We start from the raw sequence: 24,165 nt of genomic DNA, 5'->3' as shown, positions 1-24,165 counted from the left end.
ATGGGTTTCAATCTTTCCGAATGGGCGTTGCGCAATCGCCAGATCGTACTGTTCCTGATGCTGTTGCTGGCGATCGTCGGTGCGTTGTCCTACACCAAGCTCGGCCAGAGCGAAGATCCGCCGTTCACCTTCAAGGCCATGGTCATTCAGACCCGTTGGCCCGGTGCCACGGCCCAGGAAGTCTCGCGCCAGGTCACCGAACGCATTGAAAAGAAGCTGATGGAAACCGGCGAGTACGAACGCATCGTCTCGTTCTCGCGGCCCGGTGAATCCCAAGTCACCTTCATTGCCCGCGATTCCATGCACTCCAAACAGATACCGGACCTCTGGTATCAGGTGCGCAAAAAGATCAGCGACATTCGCCACACCCTGCCGCCAGGCATCCAGGGCCCGTTCTTCAACGACGAATTCGGCACCACCTTCGGCAATATCTACGCGCTGACCGGCGACGGCTTCGATTACGCGGTGCTCAAGGACTACGCCGACCGCGTGCAGATCCAACTGCAACGGGTCAACGATGTCGGCAAGGTCGACCTGTTGGGTTTGCAGGACGAGAAGATCTGGATCGAGCTCTCCAACCTCAAGCTGTCAACGCTTGGCTTGCCATTGGCCGCGGTCCAGCAGGCGTTGGAGGAGCAGAACACGGTGTCCACCTCCGGTTTCTTCGAAACCCGCAGCGAGCGATTGCAGCTACGGGTTACGGGGAATTTTCAGACAGTCGATGAGATCAATCGCTTCCCGATCCGCGTCGGCGATCGCACCTTCCGTATCGGTGACGTGGCGGACGTGCGCCGTGGCTTCAACGATCCGCCGGCGCCGCGCATGCGTTTCATGGGCGAAGACGCCATTGGCCTCGCGGTGGCGATGAAGGATGGCGGCGACATTCTGGTGCTGGGCAAGGCACTGGAAGTCGAATTCGCACGGATCCAGAAGAATCTTCCTGCGGGCATGCAGTTGCGCAAGGTATCGGACCAACCGGCAGCGGTGAAAACCGGTGTAGGAGAATTCGTCCAGGTGCTGGTAGAAGCGCTGGCCATCGTCTTGCTGGTGAGCTTCTTTTCCCTCGGCGTGCGCACCGGCATGGTGGTGGCCCTGGCGATTCCGCTGGTATTGGCGATGACCTTCGCCTGCATGTATTACCTGGGTATCGGTCTGCACAAGATTTCCCTTGGTGCGCTGGTGCTGGCGCTGGGCTTGCTGGTGGACGACGCGATTATCGCCGTGGAAATGATGGCGATCAAAATGGAACAGGGCTTCGATCGACTCAAAGCCGCGAGTTACGCCTGGACCAGCACCGCGTTCCCGATGCTCACCGGGACCCTGATCACCGCCGCCGGCTTCCTGCCGATCGCCACCGCGCAGTCCGGCACCGGCGAATACACCCGCTCGATATTCCAGGTGGTGACCATCGCGTTGCTGGCCTCGTGGGTCGCGGCGGTGGTCTTCGTGCCGTACCTGGGGGAAAAACTCCTACCGGACCTGGCGAAAATTCACGCCGCCAAACACGGCACCGGTGACGGTCATCCCGATCCTTACGCGACCCCTTTCTACCAACGGGTCCGACGTCTGGTGGAATGGTGCGTGCGCCGGCGCAAAACCGTGATCAGCCTGACCATCGTGCTGTTTATCGGCTCGGTGGTGCTGTTTAAATACGTGCCACAGCAGTTTTTCCCGGCTTCCGGGCGGCTGGAATTGATGGTCGATCTGAAACTGGCGGAAGGTGCTTCCCTGAGCAACACCACCGAAGAGGTCAAGCGTCTCGAAACGCTGCTTAAGGCCCACGCCGGCATCGACAATTACGTCGCCTATGTCGGCACCGGCTCGCCGCGCTTTTACCTGCCGCTGGATCAGCAACTTCCTGCGGCGAGCTTCGCCCAGTTTGTAGTCCTGGCAAAAACCATCGAACAACGGGAAACCCTGCGCACCTGGCTGATCGAAACCCTCAACGAACAATTCCCGGCTCTGCGTTCACGGGTGACGCGCCTGGAAAACGGTCCGCCCGTGGGTTATCCAGTGCAGTTCCGCGTGACCGGTGAACACATTGAGGAAGTCCGCGCATTGGCGCGCAAAGTCGCGACCAAGGTTCGCGAAAACCCGTATGTGGCCAACGTGCACCTGGACTGGGAAGAACCGAGCAAAGTCGTTTACCTCAACGTCGATCAGGACCGCGCGCGGGCGCTGGGCGTAAGCACCGCCAGCCTGTCGAAATTCCTGCAAAGTTCGTTGACCGGCTCCAGCGTCAGTCAGTACCGCGAAGACAACGAGTTGATCGAAATCCTCCTGCGCGGCACACCTCATGAACGCACCGAGTTGTCGTTGCTGCCGAGCCTGTCGGTGCCCACCGATAACGGCAAAAGTGTCGCGCTGTCGCAGATCGCCACCCTGGAATACGGCTTCGAAGAAGGCATCATCTGGCACCGCAATCGCCTGCCCAACGTCACCGTGCGCGCCGACATTTATGGCAAGGAACAACCGGCGACCCTGGTGCAGCAGATTTTGCCGACCCTCGAACCGATTCGCGCGGAATTGCCCGACGGTTACCTGCTGGACGTCGGCGGCACCGTCGAAGATTCCGCCCGCGGGCAGAACTCGGTGAAGGCTGGCGTGCCTCTTTTCATCGTCGTGGTGCTGACGCTTCTGATGCTGCAACTGCGCAGTTTCTCACGCACCGTGATGGTGTTTCTGACAGCGCCCCTTGGGCTGATCGGCGTGACCCTGTTCCTGATGGTGTTCCGTCAGCCTTTCGGCTTCGTCGCCATGCTCGGCACCATCGCTTTGTCGGGGATGATCATGCGCAACTCGGTGATCCTCGTTGACCAGATCGAGCAGGACATTGCCGCCGGCCTCAAACCCTGGCAAGCCATTATCGAAGCCACCGTGCGGCGCTTCCGTCCCATCGTCCTTACCGCCCTCGCGGCGGTGCTGGCCATGATCCCGCTGTCACGCAGCGTGTTCTTCGGGCCGATGGCCGTGGCAATCATGGGCGGCCTGATCGTCGCCACGGCGCTGACGTTGCTGTTTTTGCCGGCGTTGTATGCGGCGTGGTTCAGGGTCAAGAAAGAGTCAGTGGGTGCTTAGAGTGAAAGGCTGTACCCCTGTCGTTACCGATTGGGATACAGCCTTTTCATAGACAGGGACATTAAGGATCAGATGTTGATTGCTACCCTACGCAGCATCTTCAACGATTCAGGTTTCCAGATTATCCAGCGCTCGATCCACCACCAGTTCGCCCAAAGAGATCATCTGTTGAACAGCCAGCGCCGTGTTGCGTTTGGGACCATCAAGACTGAAGGCCAAGTCGCTGACCATGATGTTGGCCGAGGCCAGCGTTTCGTAAGCTTGGGCCAGTAACGTTTCGGTATCGATGCCTTTTGCCACCGTGAAGATGGTGCTTGTGTGGCGTTTGGCTCGAGGTTTCTTTTTATCGGGTTTAGGGTCGAGATAGTGATTGAGTGCGCGTTGAACGGCAGCCTCGTCCTTCAGCAGGTTTTCAGTAATTTGCTGATCGCTGAAGGGTTTTGAAACGTTGTACGGCGGGTCTGGTATGACTTTGTCCAAGGCGTTGCTCCTACTTCCAATGGGAGCCATCTTTCACCGTTTCCACACGGTAAGAAGGTGGCAGCTGTACGCGGGGTGGAAAACCGGTTAGTAGGCACCCGGCCAGACCTAAGTCTGCCCACGCACAGCCGCCATAGGGCTTTTTGCGGACGAGAGAATACATCGGCAAAAGCTGACAGGCCATGCGGCTACTAATTGGTCACAGGTTTCCACACCCGTTCGCTGGTTTCAGCGACCACCAAAAGGTACGTCAGGGTTGGAAAACAGCGCAACCGACGCGACTCGTCAGAGAATTCGCTGCCAATTGCCGTGCTGTAGGAATTTGCTTCAGACCGTTGCTACGTACTCAGTGGTCAGTTCGAGTCCCATGTGGGAGCGAGCCTGCTCGCGAAAGCAGGCTTTCAGCAGCCAAGATGTCAGCTAACGGCTCGCCCCATGGGGTTTGCACCACGCTTACAACGTCCCGAACACTTTCTTGGCCAAGCTGGTCGCTGCAGCCGCTGGGTTGTTACGCAGGGTTTCTTCCTGTTTGCCGATCATCTCGAACAGGCCGTCCAGGGCTTGCTCGGTCACGTAGTTTTCGATATTGGCACTCTTGGCGTCGACTACGCCCAGGGTGGCGGCCTGGCCGGCGAAGCTGTTGTATTTCTGCGCGAGGCCGACTTTGTCGGTGGCGGTTTTGACGATGGGCAGGAACTTCGCGCGGATTTGCTCGCGGCTGGTTTTGTTCAGGTATTGGGTGGCCGAATCCTGGCCGCCGCTGAGGATGCCCTTGGCGTCGTCCACGGTCATTTTCTTCACCGCGTCGATCAGGATCGGCTGTGCCTGGACCACGGCGGTTTCCGCTGCCTGGTTCATGCTGGTTTCCAGTTGCTCGACCTGCGCGCCCATGCCGAACTGTTTCATCTTGCTGGCGACTTTACCGAGCTTGCCCGGCAGTTCGATTTTCACCTCCGGGTTGTTGCTGAAACCGCCGGGCTTGCCCAATTGCTTGACCGCGATTTGCGCGCCTTGGGTCAGGGCGTCCTTGAGGCCGCCGCTGGCGTCTTTTTGCGACAGGTCACTGAGCGACAAGGCCAGGGCGCTGGCGGAGATCATCAGGCCGGCGCACAAGCCGGTGAAGCGAAGGGTGGTACGGAGCATGGGCGCTTCCTTATTTCGAAAAAAGGTGATGATCGTGTAGCCGACCGCACCTTCAGGGCTGCGGCTCCTCGCTGTGCAGTTACAGGCAGGGTGTTCAGCGCTGAGGAACAGCAAGTTGCCGTCGGTTTCAATTCGAACACTGACCGACAGCGTTGGCCGGGTTTGATCTGCGCCGGATCGTAGCTCAGATGGGAGGGCAATGGCACCTGACCTTTGATCAAGCCTTCGGATTCATCCAGCACACCGCTCGGGGCCAGCCCCTTCAGATATCGGCAGTGAAACCAACAGGTACTAAGACCGCTGTTGCCGGATGGACCGCGATAGGCTGTTGGTATTTGTTGGCTCGACCTTCCAGTGCGTAGCGTTTTCCCGGAATTGCCTCGCGCGGGTCGTAGTTCAGGTAAAACGCAGCGGCCGTTTGTTCGTCATGATTAATGCGCACAAGTTCGGCGTCCGGTTCATGCTGTTCATGGGCACGGATGGTCACCGCTTCGCGCTCATCAACGATGTAAGGTGGCTGGGCTTCGACGAACAATTGGCCGATCGGGCTCAAGTGCACGGTCTGGCGAAACGGGGTCTGGGAGACCACCACGTAATGGTCCATATCGACCAGTAACGGCTGACGATTGCGGGTCATCGCTACATTGATCTGATATTTCACGCTGATGTCGGTGTAGTGATGCTGGAACGAGAACCGCCATTGGCCGCTGAAGATGGCCGGACGCCTCCAGTGGGTGACGGTAATTGGCGTAGACGCATTGGCGACTTGAATACTAATCCGTGTTTCACAGTCGCCGTCCGTGGGCGCGACAAATTCGGGTGGCAGGCTGAAAGTGAGGGTGACAGTTGAATTGACTTCATTAGATGACGTCATCGCGATGTCCTTATCGTGATTAATTGAAGCCGGTATTTATTCATGAATACATGCACTAAGAAAACAGTCGTGTTTACTTAGTGCATGTCCGAAAGTGTCAAACGGCCGGTGCTACGTCCGCCGCATCTTCGCTGCGATGCAACGCCACTTGGCGGATCGACAGGCGAATGTCCGCCGGTAACACGCGCTTGGCCGCGCCTTCGGCCAATTCGCCGAGCAGCGGGTGATAGCTCAGCTTGCCCGCTTCGTCGCGGCGCAGCACCTCGAGGTCGAGCAGGGTCTGGATGAAATGGCGGAACAGGCTCTTGTCGAAAAACTCCGGCGCGTTCAAGCCGTGCAGGATCGACAGGCGTTGGGCCATGACCGTGCACAGGTCTTCCAGTTCTTCGGCGCTGATGCTGTTCTGGCCGCTGTTGAGCAGCAACGACACCGTCATGTAAAAGCGTTGCAGAGTCTGGGCGATGCTTTTCGACAGCAGGGTCAGCAGCACGAAATGCCGCGAACTCGGCGCCGGGCGCAGGTACACCTCGTTCTCGTAGCGCAGCAGGCCTTGTTCGACAAATGCCTCGAGCCATTGGTCGACGACCGCGTCGAGTTCTTCCAACGACCAGCGGATGAACAGCTCCGATTGCAGGTACGGATACAACGCGCGGGTATAGCGCAGGATCTGTTCGCGGCTCATCCGCGAGGCGCTCTGGAAGAAACTCGCCAGCAGCGCCGGCAAGGCAAAGATGTGCAGGACGTTGTTGCGGTAGTAGGTCATCAGCACCGCGTTCTGCTCGTCCAGGTACAGAATCTTGCCCAACGCGTCGCTCTGCTCCGACAGCAACTGCATGTCTTTGACATGCTGGATCAGCGCCGCGCCGTCACCCTCCGGCAGGGTGGTGTGCGGCGAGTAAGGCACTGTGCGCAGCAGCGCCAGGTACAGGTCGAGCACCCGGGCCATGGCGCGATCGTCCAGGGCCAGGCGACTGGTAGACAGCAACGCCAGCGCCACCAGGTTGACCGGGTTGATCGCCGCCGCTTCGTTGAGGTGCCGGGCAACCTTTTCGCCGAGGCGATTGGTGGTTTCGTTCAGCCACGCCGGTTTGAACTGCGGGCCCAGTTCCTGGCTGCGCCAGTCCGGTTGCTCGCTGTCGAGGAATTCCGCCAGTTTGATCGGCTCGCCAAAATTCACCGCGACCTGACCGAAACGCTGCTTGAGCGCGCCGATGACTTTGAAGATGTCGAAGATCGATTCTTTCTTCTTGCTCGCGCCACGCAACTCGCCGAGGTAGGTCCGGCCTTCCAGCACCCGCTCGTAGCCGATGTACACCGGCACGAACACGATCGGCATCCGCGACGAGCGCAGGAAACTGCGCAAGGTGATGGCGAGCATGCCGGTTTTCGGCTGCAGCATGCGCCCGGTGCGCGAACGGCCACCCTCGACGAAGTACTCCACCGGGAACCCCTTGGTGAACAAGGTGTGCAGGTATTCGTTGAACACCGAGGTGTAGAGCGGGTTGCCCTTGAAGGTGCGGCGCATGAAAAACGCGCCGCCACGGCGCAGCAGGCTGCCGATCACCGGCATGTTGAGGTTGATCCCGGCGGCGATGTGCGGCGGCGTCAGACCGTTGCGGAACAGCAGATAGGAGAGCAGCAGGTAGTCGATGTGGCTGCGATGGCACGGCACGTAGATCACTTCGTGACCCGGCGCGACGTCCTGCACGCCTTCGATGTGGTTGACCTTGATCCCGTCGTAGATTTTGTTCCAGAACCAGCTCAGCACCACTTCCAGAAAACGAATCGCGGTGTAGGTGTAGTCCGAAGCGATTTCGTTGCCGTAGCGCAGGGCCTGGGCCTTGGCTTTTTCCGGGGAGATGTTTTCGCGCTCGGCTTCATCAAGGATCGCCTGCTTGACCAGCGGCTCGTTGAGCAAGCCCTTGACCAGGTTGCGCCGGTGGGAAATATCCGGGCCGATCACGGCGGCTTTGAGGTTGCGGAAGTGCACCCGCAGGATGCGCTGGGCCATGCGCACGGTGCGCTCGTGGCCCTTGTTGTGCTCGATCAGTTCGCGCAGGTGGATCGGCGCGGAGAACTGCACTCGAGTCTTGCGCCCGAGCACGATGATGCTGAGCAAGCGGCGCAGACGCCCGGTGACCGCCCAGCTGTCGGCGAACAACAGCTTCCACGGGCTCGACTCGCTGTCCGGCGACTGGCCCCAGAACACGCTGACCGGAATGATCTGCGCGTCTTCGGCGGCGTTCTCGCTCAGGGCGCTGACCAGTCGGGTCAGGGTCGGTGGCGCACCGCGCTTGTCCTGGCGACCGAGGAAGTCCGGTTCGGGGGTCAGGTAGAAAAACGCCGCCGGTTCCAGCAGGTTACCCACCGACACCGGCAGCACCGGGCGCGGCAAACCAGCCTTGGTGCACTCGGTGTCGACCACTGCCAAATCGGACAGCGAGGGATTTTGCAGGACGTAGAACACCGGGCGACTGCGGTCGAGGTTGAGGGTGAATGACGACTGGTTGATCGTCTCCGAGCGCACCCAGAGGTAGAGCAATCGGCGCAAGGTGCCAAACACAAGACGGCGAAACGGGGAACGGGTCATACGGCTTCTGCGTGAGTGAATAAAACCAAGCGCGCGCTTGGGCGGCTAGTGTGCCGGATTCGCCGAAAATCGGCAAAAAACCGCCGAAGTAAACTCCTGTTGATCTTTTGTTGAGAGTTTTGAGGCTTGTCATATACTCGGCGAGTTCACGCTGGCCCTATAGTGGCCACTCTCAGCGCGCGCACTGTTCTCGAGGCTTGCTGCGATAAGCCCGATCCATAATAAAAAAGGAGTATGACCAGATGACAACACGCGAAACCGGCAACGTGAAGTGGTTCAACGACGCCAAGGGCTACGGTTTTATCCAGCGCGCAGACGGGGCGGACGTGTTCGTCCACTACCGTGCGATTCGTGGCGAAGGGCACCGTTCGCTGGCGGAGGGCCAACAGGTGGAATACGCCTTGGTCAATGGCGAGAAGGGCTTACAGGCTGAGGATGTGTTGGGGCTGTAACTTTGCCCCCAGGATCACGCAACACGGTGGGAGCGAGCCTGCTCGCGAAGACGGCGGCACATCCAGCATTGATGTTGGCTGGCCCAGCGCTTTTGCGAGCAGGCTCGCTCCCACACAGGATCGTGTGAAGGCTTACGCGGTTTTCCAGGTGATCTCTTCCTCACCATCGGCGCTGATGCGAATCCAGCGGTCAGCCGATTCTTCACCTTCTTCCTCGACCCAAGTCCCCGGCGCACAACGCACTTCGACGTTCAGCGCGGCAAATGCGGCGCGGGCGCAGGCGATGTCGTCCTCCCACGGCGTCTGGTCGCTCTCCAGGTACAGGCTGTTCCACTTTCCCACGGCTTTCGGCAGCCAGGTTACCGGCACGTTGCCGGCCTTGCATTTCCAGGTCTGGCCCTTCTGCACCCAGTCGCTGCACGGGCCCAGCGCGGTACCCAGCCAAGTGGCGATGGCCTTGTGATCGACGTCGGCGTCTTTCAGGTAAATCTCGATATCGGGCTGGCGCATGGATGTCCTCATGGCGGTCGTGGAAAAATCCATTCGCGGATTTAGCCGGCCCCGAGCCGTTGCTCCGGGCCAAGAAATTGGGGTTATTGGACGACGAAATAATCGTAGCGCATCGACACGCTGACTTCGAAGGGCTCCGCCTGCTCGATCACGGCCGCCCGGCGCTCGGCACTGGCGCGCCAGCCGTGGGGCGTCATCGCCAGCAGGTTGGCGCGGTCCTGACCGCTGGCCAGGGTCAGCTTGAAGTCCAGGGTCTCGCTGTGGGCCAGTGCCATGCCGTCCGGCACCAAGGCCAAGTGTTTGTCGTCGGTGTACTCGCGCACTTCGTCGTACAGGCGTTCGCGCAGTTCCATCAGGTGGCCGCTGGTGGGGCCGACTTTCATCAAGCCACCGCCAGGGCTGAGCAGGCGCTTGGCTTCCTGCCAGTCGAGCGGGCTGAACACGCTCGCCAGAAACTGACAACTGCCCGACGCCAGCGGCACGCGCGCCATGCTGGCGATCAACCAGGTCAGGTGCGGGTTGCGCTTGCAGGCGCGCTTGACCGCTTCGCGGGAAATATCCAACGCGTAGCCGTCGGCATTCGGCAAGGCTTCGGCGATTTGCGCGGTGTAGTAACCCTCGCCGCAGCCAATGTCGAGCCAGCGGTGCGGTGCACGCTCAGCGGCCAACTCGGCCAGGCGCTTGGCTACCGGAGCGTAATGCCCGGCGTTGAGGAAATCGCGCCGCGCCTCGACCATCGCCAGGTTATCCCCAGGGTCGCGGCTGTTCTTGTGCTGCACCGGCAACAGGTTCAGGTAACCCTGGCGCGCGCGGTCGAAGCGATGCCCGGCGGGGCAGGCGACGCCATGGTCCACCGCATTCAGCGGTTCGCTGCAGATCGGGCAGGCGAGCATCAGGCGAGCAACTTGATCAGGGTCTGATAGTAGATTTCGGTCAGCACATCGAGATCGGCGGCCAATACACGCTCATTGACCTGATGGATGGTCGCGTTGACCGGGCCCAGTTCCACTACTTGTGTGCCCATGGTGGCGATGAAGCGCCCGTCGGAGGTGCCGCCGCTGGTAGAAGCTTGGGTGTCGCGGCCGGTGATGTCCTTGATGCTCGACGCCACCGCATCGAGCAGCGCGCCCGGTTCGGTGAGGAACGGCAGGCCAGACAGCGCCCAGTCGATGTGCCAGTCCAGGTCATGTTTATCGAGGATATCCGCGACGCGCTTCTGCAGGCCTTCAACCGTGGACTCAGTGGAGAAACGGAAGTTGAACACCGCCACCAGGTCGCCCGGAATTACGTTGGTCGCGCCGGTGCCGGAGTTGACGTTGGAAATCTGGAAACTGGTCGGCGGGAAGAAATCGTTGCCGTGGTCCCAATGCTCGGCGGCGAGTTCCGCCAGGGCCGGGGCGGCGAGGTGGATCGGGTTCTTCGCCAGGTGCGGGTAGGCAACGTGGCCCTGCACACCGCGTACGGTCAGCTTGGCGCCGAGGGAACCGCGACGGCCGTTCTTGACCACGTCACCGACCAGGGTGGTGCTCGACGGTTCGCCAACGATGCACCAGTCCAGACGTTCCTTACGGGCGGCGAGGCGTTCGATCACGGCTTTGGTGCCGTGGTGCGCCGGGCCCTCTTCATCGCTGGTGATCAGGAAAGCCACCGAGCCCTTGTGGTCCGGGTAATCGGTGACGAAGCGCTCGGCGGCCACGGTCATCGCCGCGAGGCTGCCTTTCATGTCCGCCGCGCCGCGGCCACAGAGCATGCCGTGTTCGTCGATCACCGCGTCGAACGGGTCGATCTGCCACGCCTGCACCGGACCGGTCGGCACCACGTCGGTGTGACCGGCAAAACACAGCACCGGGCCGTCGTGTTTACCGTGGGTGGCCCAGAAGTTATCCACATCCTCGATGCGCATAGGCTCCAGTTTGAAACCGGCATCGCCCAGGCGCTGCATCATCTGCTTCTGGCAATCGGCATCCAGCGGCGTCACGGACGGACGACGGATCAGATCGATGGCGAGTTGGAGGGTCGGCGAAAGGTCGGCGTGGGCCGTCATGGAAAACTCCGAAAGCTTGAAATGGGGCGAGGGGTGAGGCCGGCCGTCAGACCGAGCCCCGCCAAGCCCTGCAAAATGGCGGTTATCTTAAAGCAAAACGGCGGCCATTGGCCGCCGTTTAGTCCATCGGCGCGGATTTACACCGCCGGCGCGGTTTGCGTCTGTGCCGCCGGTTTCGGCAGCGACGACAGGAACGCCATGATCAGCGCCGCCAGGTACGGCAGCGACTGCACCAGCAGCATGGCCACCCAGAAGCGCATGTCGTTGCTCGGCAGACCCTGCACCAGGAAGATCCCCAGCGCCGCGCTCCACAACAGCAGCATGATGAACAGCTCTTCGCGAGCTTCCGAAATCGCCACCCAGAAGCCGTGGTTATCAGCGTTTTTGGGTGTGCGGAAAAACGGAATGCTGCTGGTGAAGAAGCCGTACAACACCGCTTTGGCGATGGTGTGCGACAGCGCCAGACCGGCCAGCGCGGCGCAGAACGCGTCCTTGAGGTTGACGCCCACCGCGCGGCGGTAGAGGAAGATGATCTTGCCGACCTTGAACACAAACAGCGCCAACGGCGGAATGGCAAAAATCAGCAGCGGCGGATCGACCCGTTGCGGCGAGATGATCATCGCCGACGACCACAACAGCGCGCCGACGGTAAAGAAGATGTTCATGCCGTCGGCGATCCACGGTAACCAGCCCGCCAGGAAGTGATAACGCTGGCCTCGGGTCAGTTGGGTGTCCTTGCCGCGCAGCAAACTGGCGGTGTGCCGCTTGATGATCTGAATCGCCCCGTAAGCCCAGCGGAACCGCTGCTTCTTGAAGTCAATAAAGGTATCGGGCATCAGACCCTTGCCGTAACTGGTGTGGTAATACGCCGCCGACAGTCCTTTTTCGAACACCCGCAGGCCCAGTTCGGCGTCTTCGCAGATGCACCAGTCGGCCCAGCCGAGTTCTTCGAGCACCGAGCGTCGAGTCATGGTCATGGTGCCGTGCTGGATGATCGCGTCACGATCGTTGCGGGTCACCATGCCAATGTGGAAGAAGCCTTTGTACTCGGCGTAGCAGAGCTTCTTGAAGGTGCTTTCGTTCTGGTCGCGGTAATCCTGCGGCGACTGCACCACGGCGATTTTCGGGTCGGCGAAGTGCGGCACCATGTGTTTCAGCCAGTTGGGATCGACGCAGTAATCCGAGTCGATCACCGCAATGACTTCGGCATCCTTGGCAGTGTGCGGAATCAGGTAATTCAGCGCGCCGCCCTTGAACCCGGCCAGTGGCGCGACGTGGAAGAACTTGAAGCGCGGGCCGAGGGTTGCGCAGTAGTCACGCACCGGCTCCCAGACAGCCGGGTCCTTGGTGTTGTTGTCGATGAGCAGGACTTCGAAATCCGGGTAATCGAGGTTGGCCAGGGCGTTGAGCGTCTGCTTCACCATGTCCGGCGGTTCGTTGTAGCAAGGTACATGAATCGACACTTTCGGTCGGTAGTCCGAATCCCCCACCACCGGCAGGAATTCTCGTCGGCGCTTGTGGGTCCAGACCGCTTCGGCGAGTTCGTGGGCTTCGGTGAGCAACACGATAAATACCCCGAGCGCACCGAGGGCGAGGAGGAATCCGACGGTGAGGCTGAACCAGGTGCTGTATTGCTGGCTGTAGTCGTAGCCGATCCACACCAGCACCGACCCACACAGGAATGCGATAAAGGTCAGGAAGGTGCGGCCGCGCTGGCGCAGGGCCGAGCCGTCAATCATCAACAAAGTCAGCGACAGCAGCGCCAACACCACCGAGCCGACCGCCAGCACTCGCCACTGCGGGATCGCCACCACCGGGCCTTCAAAGTTGAATTTCTGCTGGCGCGCGGCGTTGAACACGCCCCAATAGGCGCCCACCGAACCTTCGTCGCTGGCCTTCCAGGGTTGGTCAAACGCCTCGATCACGAAGTAGTTGAAACCCTGGCGGTTGAGTTTGTTGACCAGGGTGCGCAGGTAAATCGCCTGGTCCGCCGGTGAGGCGTCGGCGCCACCGCGCATACGACCGTTGCTCGGCCAGCCGACTTCCGACAGCAACAACGGTTTTTTCGGGAAGGCTTTCTTCAGATCGCGGGCGCGGTCGAGTACGAATTGTCCCGCCTGGGCCATCGGAATATGTTCCCAGTACGGCAGGACGTGGGCCGCGATCAGGTCTACGTGTTTGGCCAGTTGCGGGTTGTGTTCCCAGATGTGCCACTGCTCGGAGGTGGTTACCGGCACTTTCACTGCGGCGCGCACTCGGTCGAGCAATACGATCAGCGCTTCCGGGGTGATTTCTTCGCGGAACAGCGCTTCGTTGCCGACCACCACCCGCACCACGCTGCGCGAGGTATTAGCCAGTTCGATGGCGCGCTGGATTTCCCGTTCGTTGCGCTCCAGGTCCGGGCTGATCCAGATCCCCAGCGTCACGCGCAAACCGAATTCCTCGGCAAGCTTGGGAATATCGCCGAGCGAACCGTCGACCGAGTAAGTCCGGATGTTGTCCGTGAGCTTGCTCATGATTTCCAGGTCGCGGCGCATCTGATCGTCGTTCGGGTACTGCTCTTTCTGCGGGTATTGACCCTGCTGGAACGGCGAATACGAGAAGCCTGAAATCTGTTCCGGCCAGTTGGGGGTCGTGACCGGGCGATTGACCAGCGCCCAGAAACCGGTGAACAGCGCCGCAATGCCAAGCACTACCACCAGGTTGAGTCCAAATTTACGCGATGACATGGTTATTTCAGGTTCCAAAGGCTGTGGAACGAAGGACCGGAAGGCGGCTGGCTGCCTGCGAGGGCAGGGGGGGGGCGCATCCTACACCGGGCTTTCCATTTTTCGTACAGAAGGCGGGGAAAAGCCTGACGTTTGGCAACTCCGTTTCACATAAGTTCTTACACTTGTCGCTTGTAGCTTAGAACTTGTGGCGGCGTGGCCCTATAATGCGCGCCGGTTTTTTAGGTAATGGTCATGAGCACAGAAGATCCGCGGTTTGCAGGCATCGCCCGGTTATATGGCATCGAAGGCTTGGCGCATTTGCGCGCCGCGCATGTGGCGATCGTCGGCGTCGGCGGTGTCGGTTCCTGGGCAGCGGAAGCGATTGCCCGGTGTGGCGTCGGCGAAATTTCGCTGTTCGACCTCGATGACGTCTGCGTCAGCAATGCCAACCGGCAGTTGCACGCGCTGGACAGCACCGTCGGCAAACCCAAGGTTGAGGTGATGGCAGAGCGCCTGCGTGGGATCAACCCGGATTGCACGGTGCACGCCGTGGCCGATTTCGTCACCCGCGAGACCATGGCCGAGTACATCACGCCGAACATCGACTGCGTGATCGACTGCATCGACAGCGTCAACGCCAAGGCTGCGCTGATCGCCTGGTGCAAGCGACGCAAGATCCAGATCATCACCACCGGCGGCGCGGGCGGGCAGATCGACCCGACGCTGATCCAGGTCTGTGACTTGAACCGCACCTTCAACGACCCGCTGGCTTCAAAAGTGCGCTCGACCTTGCGCCGCGACTACGGCTTCTCGCGCACCGTAACCCGCCACTACAGCGTGCCCTGCGTGTTCTCCACCGAACAACTGCGCTACCCGAAACCGGACGGCAGTATTTGCTTGCAGAAGAGTTTTGTCGGTGACGGCGTGAAGCTCGACTGCGCCGGCGGGTTCGGCGCGGTGATGATGGTGACCGCGACCTTCGGCATGGTCGCTGCCACCAAGGCTGTGGATAAGATTGTGGCGGGTGTGCGGCGGCCGGCAGATCGGGTCAAGGCTCAGGCCTGACGGGCAGTGCTGTTGTGGCAAGGGAGCAAGCTCCCTCGCCACAGGTTATTGCGCCAACTCTTTCATCCGTTGCAGCACGGCATTCAGACCGTTACTGCGCGACGGCGACAACTGCCGGCTCAAGCCCAGTTGATTGAACCAGTCCGGCAAATCCACTTGCTGCAACTCGCTGGCCGACAGCCCGTTAACCCGCGTCAACAGCAACGCCACCAGGCCACGAATCAACCGGGCATCGCTGCTGGCACGAAATTGCCAATGCCCCTCGTGCAAAGCACCGGTCAGCCACACCTGGCTTTCGCAGCCGTGGACGCGGTTGGTCTCTGACTTATCCACAGGCTCCAGCGGCGGCAGGCGTTCGCCCCACTGCATCAGCAATCGCGCGCGCTGTTCCCAACTGGCGGCTGCCTGGAATGCTTGCAGCGCGGTGACAGCCTCGGCCGGCAGGTTCATCGCAGCAACTCCAGCGCTTGATCCAGTGCTTCGAAGAAACGCTCAAGGTCGGCGGAATCGTTGTACAGCGCCAGCGACACCCGAATCGCCCCGGCCAGTTCGAAGCTTTTCAGCAACGGCATGGCGCAGTGATGCCCGGCGCGCACCGCAATGCCCTGCTCGGTCAGCAAATGCGCCAGGTCCGAGTTATGCACACCCTCAACGACAAAACTGGCCAGGGCCAATTGCGGCTTGCCCAGTAGGCGGATGCCTTTGCGTGCCTGCAAACCCTGAAGCAGGTAATCGTGCAGCGCGGTTTCATGGGCCGAAACCGCGTCCTGGTCCAGCGTGGCCAGGTAATCCAGGGTGGCGCCGAGGCCGATCACACTGGCGATCGGCGGCGTGCCGGCTTCGTAACCCAATGGCGCGGGGCGAAAGCGCGCAGCGTGGTAATCCGCGTCCAGCACCATCTCACCACCGAATTGCCAATGGCGCAGTTGCTTGAACGCTGCATGGCGGCCAAATAACACGCCCAAGCCATCCGGGCCGTAGAGCTTATGGCTGGAGAACACATAAAAGTCGCAGCCCAGCGCCTGCACGTCGTGTCGGCCATGGACCACGCCCTGGGCGCCGTCGACCACGGTCAACGCGTCGTGCGTCTTGGCCATTGCCAGCAGCGGCACCAACGGTTGCCAGGCACCGAGCACGTTGGACAACTGGCTGACGGCCAGCAGACGCGTGCGCGGGCCGATCAAATGCGCCGCAGTGTCGAGGTCGATGAGGCCGTCTGCGTCCAGCGGCAATACCACCAGTTTCAGCCCGCGGCGTTGCGCCAGTTGCTGCCAGGGGAGCAGGTTGGCGTGATGCTCCAGGGCGCTGATGACAATCTCATCGTCCGGCTCGAACAGCGATTCGAGGCCATAGGCCAGCAGGTTGAGCGCACTGGTGGCGCCGTGGGTAAAGACAATCTGCCCGCTGTCGCCGACATTCAGCCATTGCCCGACTTTGCCGCGGCTGTCCTCAAAGGCCTGGGTTGCATGGGCGCCGGGCAAATGCTGTGCACGGTGCACGTTGGCTGCGCCGTTGGCGTAGTAATGCACCATGGCATCCAGCAGGGCTTGAGGTTTTTGCGTGGTGGCGGCGTTGTCCAGATACGTCTGGTCTTGCCGTTGCAAAGCGGCGATGGCCGGGAAGTCGGCGCGCCAGGGAGAGGGGATCATCATGTTATCGGGCCCTGGTGAACATGGGCGGGTGTACGCAAAACCAGGTGGGAGCGAGGCCGCTCGCGAAGCATTGGCGACCTGACGGACGCCTTCGCGAGCAGGCTCGCTCCCACCGGATCGAGGTTTAGTTGTGAGCGTGCAGCGCTTCGTTCAGTTCGATGGCCGACTTGTGGGTTTTGCATTCCACCGCGCCGGTTTCCGAATTGCGACGGAACAACAGGTCTGGCTGGCCGGCCAATTCACGGGCCTTGACCACTTTGACCAGCTTGTTGTTCTCGTCCAGCAGCGCGACCTTGGTGCCGGCGGTCACGTACAGGCCCGACTCCACGGTGTTGCGATCGCCCAACGGAATGCCGATGCCGGCATTGGCGCCGATCAGGCAGCCTTCGCCAACCTTGATCACGATGTTGCCACCGCCCGACAGGGTGCCCATGGTCGAGCAACCGCCACCCAGGTCCGAACCCTTGCCGACGAACACGCCGGCAGATACGCGGCCTTCGATCATGCCCGGGCCTTCGGTGCCCGCGTTGAAGTTGACGAAACCTTCGTGCATGACGGTGGTGCCTTCGCCCACGTAAGCGCCGAGACGGATCCGCGCCGCGTCAGCGATACGCACGCCGGCCGGAACCACGTAGTCGGTCATTTTCGGGAACTTGTCCACCGAGAACACTTCCAGCAACTCGCCGCGCAGGCGTGCTTCCAGTTGATGCTCAGCCAATTCGCCAAGGTCGATCGCGCCCTGGCTGGTCCAGGCCACGTTCGGCAGCAGCGGGAAAATACCGGCCAGGTTCAGGCCGTGCGGCTTGACCAGGCGATGGGACAGCAGGTGCAGTTTGAGGTAGGCCTCAGGCGTGGACGTCAGTTGTGCGTCTTCGGCGAGCAGGGTGGCGACCAGCGGCTTGTGGCTCTCGGCCAGACGGGTCAGCAGCGCAGCCTGAGTCGCGTCGACGCTTTTCAGCGCCTCGGCCAGTTGCGAAGCCTGGGTGGTGGTGAACGCAATGGCTTGGTTGCCCTCGGTGTAATTCAGTACCGGAGCGATGGCTGCGACCAGTTCGGCCGACGGGTTGAGCAGCGGCTGGGCGTAGAACACTTCCAGCCAGGCGCCTTGACGGTTTTGAGTGCCGACACCGAAGGCCAGGCTGAACAGAGTAGTGGACATGGAAATACCTCTAACAAAATGGATCGGGCTGGCTTACTTGAGCGCCGCCGCATAAATATCTGGCTTGAAGCCAATCAGGGTTCGATCACCGAGATCAAGCACCGGGCGCTTGATCATCGAGGGTTGTGCGAGCATCAGTTCGATGGCTTTGGCCTGGTCGAGATCGGCTTTGCGTTCGTCGTCGAGTTTGCGAAAAGTCGTGCCCGCACGGTTCAACACCACCTGCCAGCCATGCTCGTTGCACCACTGGGTCAGGTGTTCACGGTCGATTCCGGCCGTCTTGTAATCGTGGAAGTCATAGCTGACAGCGTGTTCATCGAGCCAGGTGCGCGCCTTTTTCATGGTGTCGCAGGCTTTGATGCCGAAAAGGTGCAACGTTTTGCTTGAAACGGTCAAGGAATTGCCCCCTTTGCAGGTGCTGGAAATAAAAGGTGACGGATTATGCCATGGCCGGATGGTTCCCACGCAAAACCTGATGGGTGAGGAGTTTCGCTGGTCATTCAACACGGCCCACCGGCCAACCCTCAGTCTAAGCGGCTACTATGGCAATTCGATGCTGTCGTTTGTCCGGGAACTCGCGTTATGCAAACCGCCTACACCGTTCTGATCCTGTTGATGCTGGTCAGTGTCTCGCGCCTGGTGGGGCGGGTGATTCCGTTGCCGCTGCCGCTGGTGCAGATCGGCGCCGGGGCCTTGCTGGCCTGGCCGACGCTTGGCCTGCATGTGGCGCTGGACCCCGAGTTGTTCCTGTTTCTGTTTCTGCCGCCGCTGCTGTTCTCCGACGGTTGGCGCATGCCCAAGCGCGAATTGTGGCGCTTGCGCGGACCGATCCTGACCCTGGCGGTCGGGCTGGTGCTGTTCACAGTAGTCGGCGCCGGGTATTTCATTCATTGGTTGATTCCGAGTATTCCGTTGGCGGTGGCGTTCGCGCTGGCGGCGGTGCTGTCGCCGACCGATGCGGTGGCGGTGTCGGCGATTTCCCAGAACCGCCTGCCGACGCCGTTGATGCACATGCTTCAGGGCGAGGCGCTGATGAACGATGCCTCGGGCCTGGTGACGTTCAAGTTTGCGCTGGTCGCCGCGATCACCGGGGTGTTCTCGCTGGCCAACGCCAGCCTGACCTTTGTGCTGGTGGCGCTCGGCGGTCTGGCGGTGGGTGTGGCCCTGAGCTGGCTGGTCGGCCGCTTGCGCGCGTGGATGATCAACCGGGGCTGGGATGATCCGGCCACCCACGTGGTGTTCATGTTGCTGCTGCCTTTCGCCGCTTATGTGCTGGCCGAGCGCTTGGGGGTATCGGGAATCCTCTCGGCGGTAGCGGCCGGGATGATGCAGAGCTGGCTCGATCTGCTGCCGCGCCAGACCAGTACACGGCTGCTCAATCGCAGTGTCTGGTCGTTGCTTGAGTTCGCCTTCAACGGCTTGATTTTTCTGCTGCTGGGCCTGCAACTACCAGACATCATCAAAGCCGTCGCCAGCCATGAAACCTCGCTGTGGCCGATGTTGCTTTATCGCTGCCTGGACGTAATGGCGATTTTTGTCGTGCTGCTGGTGTTGCGATTCGTCTGGGTGCAAAGCATCTGGCGCCTGTCGGTGTGGCTGCGGCGCTGGCGTGGTGTCGGCGCCCTGACGCAGGTGCCGAGCACGCGATCCGTATGGCTACTGACGGTTGGCGGAGTGCGCGGTGCCGTGACGCTGGCGGGTGTGCTGTCGGTGCCGATGTTGATGGGTGGCGACCCCTTCCCTGAACGAGACCTGCTGATCTTCATTGCCGCCGGGGTGATTCTGTTGTCCTTGGTCGCCGCTTGCATTGCCTTGCCGTTGCTGCTGCGCGGCATTGAAAAAAGTCCAGACGACAAGCGCCGACAAGAAGTGCGCGACGCCTGGCGCAAGACGGCGGAAGCGGCCATCCATGCCTTGGAACTCGAAGAAGCCAAGCCACTGGACGCAACCGAAGCGGCGCTGGCCGCTGAGCTGAGGGCGCGGCTGATGACTGAATATCGCCATCAACTGGATGTGTTCAATGACTCGGCAGAAGCCCAGGCATTGGCGTTTCAAATGGACTTGCTGGAGCGCCGCTTGCGGCTGACCGCATTGCGCGCCCAGCGCCTGGAGTTGTACCGCCTCAGCCGTCATCACCAGATTGGCGATGACGTTTTGCGTGAAGTGCTCGGCGAGCTGGATTTGAGCGAAGCCAAGTTGGGCGTGGTCAAGTGAGCGTTTGAGCGCCCGCCCGGCGTTGCACCGGGCGGGATGTTATTAAGGTTGGCTTACTTGTTACTGATAAATGCACGAATACGTTCCGCTGCTTCGACGCATTCCGCCAGTGGTGCAACCAGGGCCAGGCGTACACGGCCGGCGCCGGGGTTGAAACCGTCGACTTCCCGGGACAAGTACGAGCCTGGCACCACCGTGACGTGCTGCTCGACGAACAGGTCGCGGCAGAAGGCTTCGTCATCGCCGGCTACGTTCGGCCACAGGTAGAAACCGCCGTCCGGGCGTTGCACGTCCATCACCGGGCTGAGGATCGCCAGCACCGCGTCGTATTTTTCGCGGTAGAGGTCACGGTTGGCCTGGACGTGGGCCTCGTCCTGCCAGGCCGCGATGCTGGCCAGTTGAGTCTGCACCGGCATCGCGCAGCCATGGTAGGTGCGATACAGCAGGAAGCCTTTGAGGATATCGGCGTCGCCGGCGACGAAGCCGGAACGCAGGCCGGGCAGGTTGGAACGCTTGGACAAGCTATGGAACACCACGCAGCGTTTGAAGTCTTCGCGTCCCAGTTCGACGCAAGCGCTAAGCAGGCCCGGTGGCGGTGTTTGCTCGTCGAAGTACAGCTCGCTGTAGCACTCGTCGGCGGCGATCACGAAGTCATACTCGTCGGCGAGGGCAATCAGCTTTTTCAGAGTGTCGAGCGGGATCAGCGCGCCGGTCGGGTTGCCGGGCGAGCACAGGAACAGGATCTGGCAACGTGTCCAGACGTCCGGCGACACGTCGTCGAAGTCCGGGTTGAAACCGTTCTCATCCAGGCACGGCAGGTAGTGCGGCTTGGCCCCGGCGAGGAACGCCGCGCCTTCATAGATTTGGTAGAAGGGGTTCGGGCTGACCACCAGCGCATCGTCACTACGGTTGACCACGGTTTGGGTGAAGGCGAACAGCGCCTCGCGTGTGCCGTTGACCGGCAGTACGTTGCGTGCCGGGTCGAGCCAGTCCTTGGGTACGGCGAAGCGACGTTCGCACCAGGCGGCAATGGCTTCGCGCAGGGCTGGGATGCCGAGGGTGGTCGGGTAAACCGCCATCTGATCCAGGTTGTTGGCCAGGGCTTCGGCGACAAAGCCTGGCGAACGGTGTTTCGGTTCGCCAATGGACAGCGCGATTGGCCGCTTGTCCGGATTCGGTGTGACGCTGCCCAGCAACGCACGGAGCTTTTCGAAGGGATACGGCTGCAACTGGTTCAGAGCATTGTTCATCGGGGGCCTCTTTTTAATCCGAGAGCGGGCTTGGCGGGGACGACTTCTGTGGCGCGGGAGCTTGCTCCCGTTCGGCTGCGCAGCAGTCGCAAAACCTTCGCCTGCGGTGTGCCTGACAGCCCGCGTTCGCGAGTTCAGGGGCCGCTTCGCAGCCCAGCGGGAGCAAGCTCCCTCGCCACAAAAAACACTTCAACCGCTATCAACGCGCAGAAGATGTGTCAGTTCAAATGCTGATACGCGACAGACTGATTCCAGGTTCGGCGCTGACGCTCAATTGTTCAACGATCGCATCCTGCAAGCGGCTGCACAGCAGCGGGTCGGACAGCGGCTGGTTGTTCGCGTCGGTGATGAAGAACACGTCTTCCACCCGCTCGCCGAGGGTGGCGATCTTGGCGTTCTGCAGCGACAGGTCAAACTCCAGGAAAATCGTGCCGATGCGCGCTAGCAAGCCAGGACGGTCCGGGGCGCTGAGTTCGAGCACGGTCACCGGGCGCTGGGCGTCGTTGTGGATCGTCACCTGCGGCGCGAAGGCGAAATGCTTGAGCTGGCGCGGCACCCGGCGCTGAATGATGGTCGGGTAGTCGTCCGGGTTGCGCAGGGCTTCGGTGAGGCCGTCGCGAATCTGTTTGACCCGCTCCAGGTTATTGCCGATCGAATCACCGTCGGTGTCGAGCACGATATAGGTGTCGAGGGTGAACTGGCTGCTGGAGGTGATGACCCGCGCATCGTGGATGTTCAGGTTCAGTTGGTCCATCGCGGCCACGGTCACGGCAAAAAAGTCGTGCTGGTCCGGGGCATAGATGAAGATCTGCGTGCCGCCCTCGAACTCGCGCTGGGTGGTTTCCTTGATCAGCACCAGCGGGCCGCCGTCGGCCGGCTGCTGCAGGATCGCGTCGCTGTGCCAGGCCACGTCGCCGGCGGTATGGCGCAGGAAGTAGTCATCGCCCAGTTGCGCCCAGAGTTGCTCAACGTCGTCCGGATCGGTGCCGCCGCGCACCAGGATGTCCAGCGCCGCGCTTTGGGTCTGGCGGATCTGTTCTTCGCGGTCCACCGGGTTCTCCAGGCCGCGGCGCAAGGCGCGCTTGGTCTCGGTGTAGAGCTGGCGCAACAGGCTGGCGCGCCAGGAATTCCAGAGCGTCGGGTTGGTGGCATTGATGTCGGCGACCGTCAGCACGTACAAATAGTCGAGGCGTGTTTCGTCGACGACGGCCTGGGCGAAGTCGTGGATCACCTGCGGGTCGGACAAGTCCTTGCGCTGGGCGGTGGTCGACATCACCAAGTGGTTTTGCACCAGCCAGACGATCAGTCGACTGTCCCACGTCGGCAATTGGTGCCGCTGGCAGAACGCCTCGGCGTCCACCGCACCAATTTCCGAGTGGTCACCGTGGCGGCCCTTGCCGATGTCGTGGTACAGGCCCGCGAGGTAGATCAGTTCGGGCTTCGGCAGTTTGGCCATGAGCTTGCTGGCCAGCGGGAATTTTTCCGACACCTGGGTGTACTGCAACTTACGCAGATGTTTGATCAGGTTCAGCGTGTGCGCGTCGACGGTATAGATGTGGAACAGGTCGTGCTGCATCTGCCCAACGATAAAGCCAAACTCAGGCAGGTAACGCCCGAGAATGCCGTAGCGGTTCATCCGCCGCAGGTTGCGATGGATACCGATCTTGCATTTGAACAATTCGATAAACAGGCTGGTGTTGCGGATGTCGTTGCGGAAATCGTCGTCGATCAGATGACGATTTTCCCGCAGCAGACGAATGGTGTCTGCGCGTACCCCTTTGATTTCCGGCTGCTGGGCCATCAACACGAAGATTTCCAGCATGGCGAACGGCGTGCGGCTGAACACGTTGTCGTTGCGCGCCTCGATGTAGCCGTCGTGCAACTGGAAACGCGAATTGATCGGCTGCGGCGGCGCTTCGTCCTCCGGGGCCAGGATCACTTCTTCGAAATGCTGGATGATCAGGTCGCTGAGCTGGGCAATGCTCATGACCACCCGGTAATACTGCTGCATGAAGTTTTCGATGGCTTGCTTGGCATCGTCGCCCTCGAAGCCCAGCAGCCCGGCGATGGAGCGCTGGTGATCGAACAGCAGGCGATCTTCCGCGCGGCCGGCAAGCATGTGCAGGGCGTAGCGGACTTTCCAGAGGAATTCCTGGGAAGACGCCAGCAAGGCGTTTTCGCTTTCCACCAGGAAGCCTTCGCCGGCCAGCGCCCGCAGGTTCAGCGTGCCGTACTGGCGGCGCGCGACCCACAGAATGGTCTGGATATCCCGCAGGCCACCGGGCGAGCCTTTGACGTTGGGTTCCAGGTTGTATTCGGTGTCGTTGTACTTGTGGTGGCGGGCCTTTTGCTCGGCGCGCTTGGCCAGGAAGAACTCTTTGCTCGGCCACATGTGCGCGGTACTGGTGACGTCGAGCATGCGCTGGCGCAGGCGTTCCGGGCCGGCGATGGTGCGGCTTTCCATCAAATTGGTAATGACCGTCAGGTCGGCGCGGGCTTCTGAAGCGCATTCATCCACCGAGCGAACGCTCTGACCGACTTCCAGGCCAATGTCCCACAGCAACGTCAGAAAACGCTCAATGGAATCACGGAAAACTTCGTGGTCGGCGCTGTCCAGCAGGATCAGCAAATCGATGTCGGAGTAGGGGTGCAGTTCGCCCCGTCCATAGCCACCAACGGCGACCAGTGCGATGTCGGCGTCTTCACTCCAGTTGAACTGCTCCCAGGCCTTTTGCAGCAGGTTATCCACAAACCAGGCGCGGTCCTCGATCAGCCGGCGAATATCGCGGCCACTGCGAAAACGCGCATCAAGCGTTTCGTGGGCCTGGCGGATGGCCTTCTTGAAGGCCGCGATCGGGCTGGCCTTCAGCGCCAGTTCAGCCTGGAACTGGCCACGGTCGAAGAGTTCGGGATCCACCTGCGGCATCGATTGGCTTTCCTTCT

General features: G+C 61.1%; 18 protein-coding genes. 4 read left to right on the top strand and 14 right to left on the bottom strand.

All coding sequences use genetic code 11. The features are described from left to right. Positions 1-3,078, top strand: coding sequence for an efflux RND transporter permease subunit (locus RG836_RS26875; RefSeq protein ID WP_310850867.1), 3,078 nt, complete (start codon positions 1-3; stop codon positions 3,076-3,078). A 108-nt stretch (positions 3,079-3,186) separates the two neighbouring features. Here RG836_RS26875 and RG836_RS26870 read toward each other — a convergent pair whose 3' ends face one another. The 4 genes from RG836_RS26870 to plsB all read right to left on the bottom strand — a co-directional run bounded on the left by RG836_RS26870 (position 3,187) and on the right by plsB (position 8,165). Then, on the bottom strand, positions 3,187-3,558 hold the full coding sequence (locus tag RG836_RS26870; RefSeq protein ID WP_310850866.1) for a DUF6124 family protein: 372 nt from the start codon (positions 3,556-3,558) through the stop codon (positions 3,187-3,189). Positions 3,559-4,011: 453 nt separating this feature from the next. After that, positions 4,012-4,701, bottom strand: coding sequence for a DUF4197 domain-containing protein (locus tag RG836_RS26865; RefSeq protein WP_310850865.1), 690 nt, complete (start codon positions 4,699-4,701; stop codon positions 4,012-4,014). A 262-nt stretch (positions 4,702-4,963) separates the two neighbouring features. Beyond that, positions 4,964-5,575: a hypothetical protein gene (locus tag RG836_RS26855; RefSeq protein WP_310850864.1), complete on the bottom strand. Its 612-nt coding sequence runs from the start codon at positions 5,573-5,575 to the stop codon at positions 4,964-4,966. Positions 5,576-5,672: 97 nt separating this feature from the next. Beyond that, positions 5,673-8,165: a glycerol-3-phosphate 1-O-acyltransferase PlsB gene (gene plsB / locus RG836_RS26850; protein WP_310850863.1), complete on the bottom strand. Its 2,493-nt coding sequence runs from the start codon at positions 8,163-8,165 to the stop codon at positions 5,673-5,675. 242 nt (positions 8,166-8,407) lie between these two features. Here plsB and RG836_RS26845 point away from each other — a divergent pair, with 242 nt between their 5' ends. Further along, complete coding sequence (locus tag RG836_RS26845; protein WP_310850862.1) at positions 8,408-8,617, top strand: cold-shock protein; 210 nt, start codon at positions 8,408-8,410, stop codon at positions 8,615-8,617. A gap of 132 nt (positions 8,618-8,749) precedes the next feature. On the opposite strand, the gene RG836_RS26840 is transcribed toward RG836_RS26845, so the two are convergent. The 4 genes from RG836_RS26840 to RG836_RS26825 all read right to left on the bottom strand — a co-directional run bounded on the left by RG836_RS26840 (position 8,750) and on the right by RG836_RS26825 (position 13,900). Further along, entirely contained in the window at positions 8,750-9,127 is a 378-nt protein-coding gene (locus tag RG836_RS26840; protein ID WP_310850861.1) for a hypothetical protein, read from the bottom strand. Between the two features lie 83 nt (positions 9,128-9,210). Further along, a complete protein-coding gene (locus RG836_RS26835) occupies positions 9,211-10,020 on the bottom strand; it encodes a putative RNA methyltransferase (RefSeq protein ID WP_310850859.1) in 810 nt (269 codons plus the stop codon). After that, positions 10,020-11,171: a succinyl-diaminopimelate desuccinylase gene (gene dapE / locus RG836_RS26830; protein ID WP_310850858.1), complete on the bottom strand. Its 1,152-nt coding sequence runs from the start codon at positions 11,169-11,171 to the stop codon at positions 10,020-10,022. The genes RG836_RS26835 and dapE overlap by 1 nt, the downstream gene beginning before the upstream one ends. A 137-nt stretch (positions 11,172-11,308) precedes the next feature. Further along, entirely contained in the window at positions 11,309-13,900 is a 2,592-nt protein-coding gene (locus tag RG836_RS26825; RefSeq protein WP_310850857.1) for a glycosyltransferase, read from the bottom strand. Positions 13,901-14,128: 228 nt separating this feature from the next. On the opposite strand from RG836_RS26825, the gene tcdA reads away from it, so the two are divergent. Further along, positions 14,129-14,947 carry a tRNA cyclic N6-threonylcarbamoyladenosine(37) synthase TcdA gene (gene tcdA, locus RG836_RS26820; protein ID WP_310850856.1) on the top strand — a complete coding sequence of 273 codons (819 nt, stop codon included), beginning with the start codon at positions 14,129-14,131 and terminating at the stop codon, positions 14,945-14,947. A 45-nt stretch (positions 14,948-14,992) separates the two neighbouring features. Here the strand turns inward: tcdA and RG836_RS26815 are convergent, their stop codons facing one another. The 4 genes from RG836_RS26815 to RG836_RS26800 form a co-directional block, all read right to left on the bottom strand. Next, on the bottom strand, positions 14,993-15,397 hold the full coding sequence (locus RG836_RS26815; protein WP_310850854.1) for a SufE family protein: 405 nt from the start codon (positions 15,395-15,397) through the stop codon (positions 14,993-14,995). Beyond that, a complete protein-coding gene (locus RG836_RS26810; protein ID WP_310850853.1) occupies positions 15,394-16,599 on the bottom strand; it encodes an aminotransferase class V-fold PLP-dependent enzyme in 1,206 nt (401 codons plus the stop codon). The genes RG836_RS26815 and RG836_RS26810 overlap by 4 nt, the downstream gene beginning before the upstream one ends. 124 nt (positions 16,600-16,723) lie before the next feature. After that, positions 16,724-17,758, bottom strand: coding sequence for a 2,3,4,5-tetrahydropyridine-2,6-dicarboxylate N-succinyltransferase (dapD, locus tag RG836_RS26805; RefSeq protein ID WP_310850851.1), 1,035 nt, complete (start codon positions 17,756-17,758; stop codon positions 16,724-16,726). Positions 17,759-17,791: 33 nt separating this feature from the next. After that, positions 17,792-18,154, bottom strand: coding sequence for an ArsC family reductase (locus tag RG836_RS26800; RefSeq protein WP_310850850.1), 363 nt, complete (start codon positions 18,152-18,154; stop codon positions 17,792-17,794). A 186-nt stretch (positions 18,155-18,340) separates the two neighbouring features. Here RG836_RS26800 and RG836_RS26795 point away from each other — a divergent pair, with 186 nt between their 5' ends. Further along, positions 18,341-19,972, top strand: a complete 1,632-nt coding sequence (locus tag RG836_RS26795; RefSeq protein WP_310850849.1) for a Na+/H+ antiporter — start codon at positions 18,341-18,343, stop codon at positions 19,970-19,972. A gap of 53 nt (positions 19,973-20,025) precedes the next feature. Here the strand turns inward: RG836_RS26795 and dapC are convergent, their stop codons facing one another. Together dapC and RG836_RS26785 are read right to left on the bottom strand one after the other, a co-directional pair. Beyond that, a complete protein-coding gene (dapC, locus tag RG836_RS26790) occupies positions 20,026-21,222 on the bottom strand; it encodes a succinyldiaminopimelate transaminase (protein ID WP_310850847.1) in 1,197 nt (398 codons plus the stop codon). Positions 21,223-21,445: 223 nt separating this feature from the next. Further along, entirely contained in the window at positions 21,446-24,148 is a 2,703-nt protein-coding gene (locus tag RG836_RS26785) for a [protein-PII] uridylyltransferase (RefSeq protein WP_310850845.1), read from the bottom strand. Between the last annotated feature and the right edge of the window lie 17 nt (positions 24,149-24,165).

Source organism: Pseudomonas rhizozeae (assembly GCF_031583775.1).
Classification (GTDB): Bacteria; Pseudomonadota; Gammaproteobacteria; order Pseudomonadales; family Pseudomonadaceae; genus Aquipseudomonas.
This window is presented reverse-complemented; position numbering and strand designations above follow the sequence as displayed.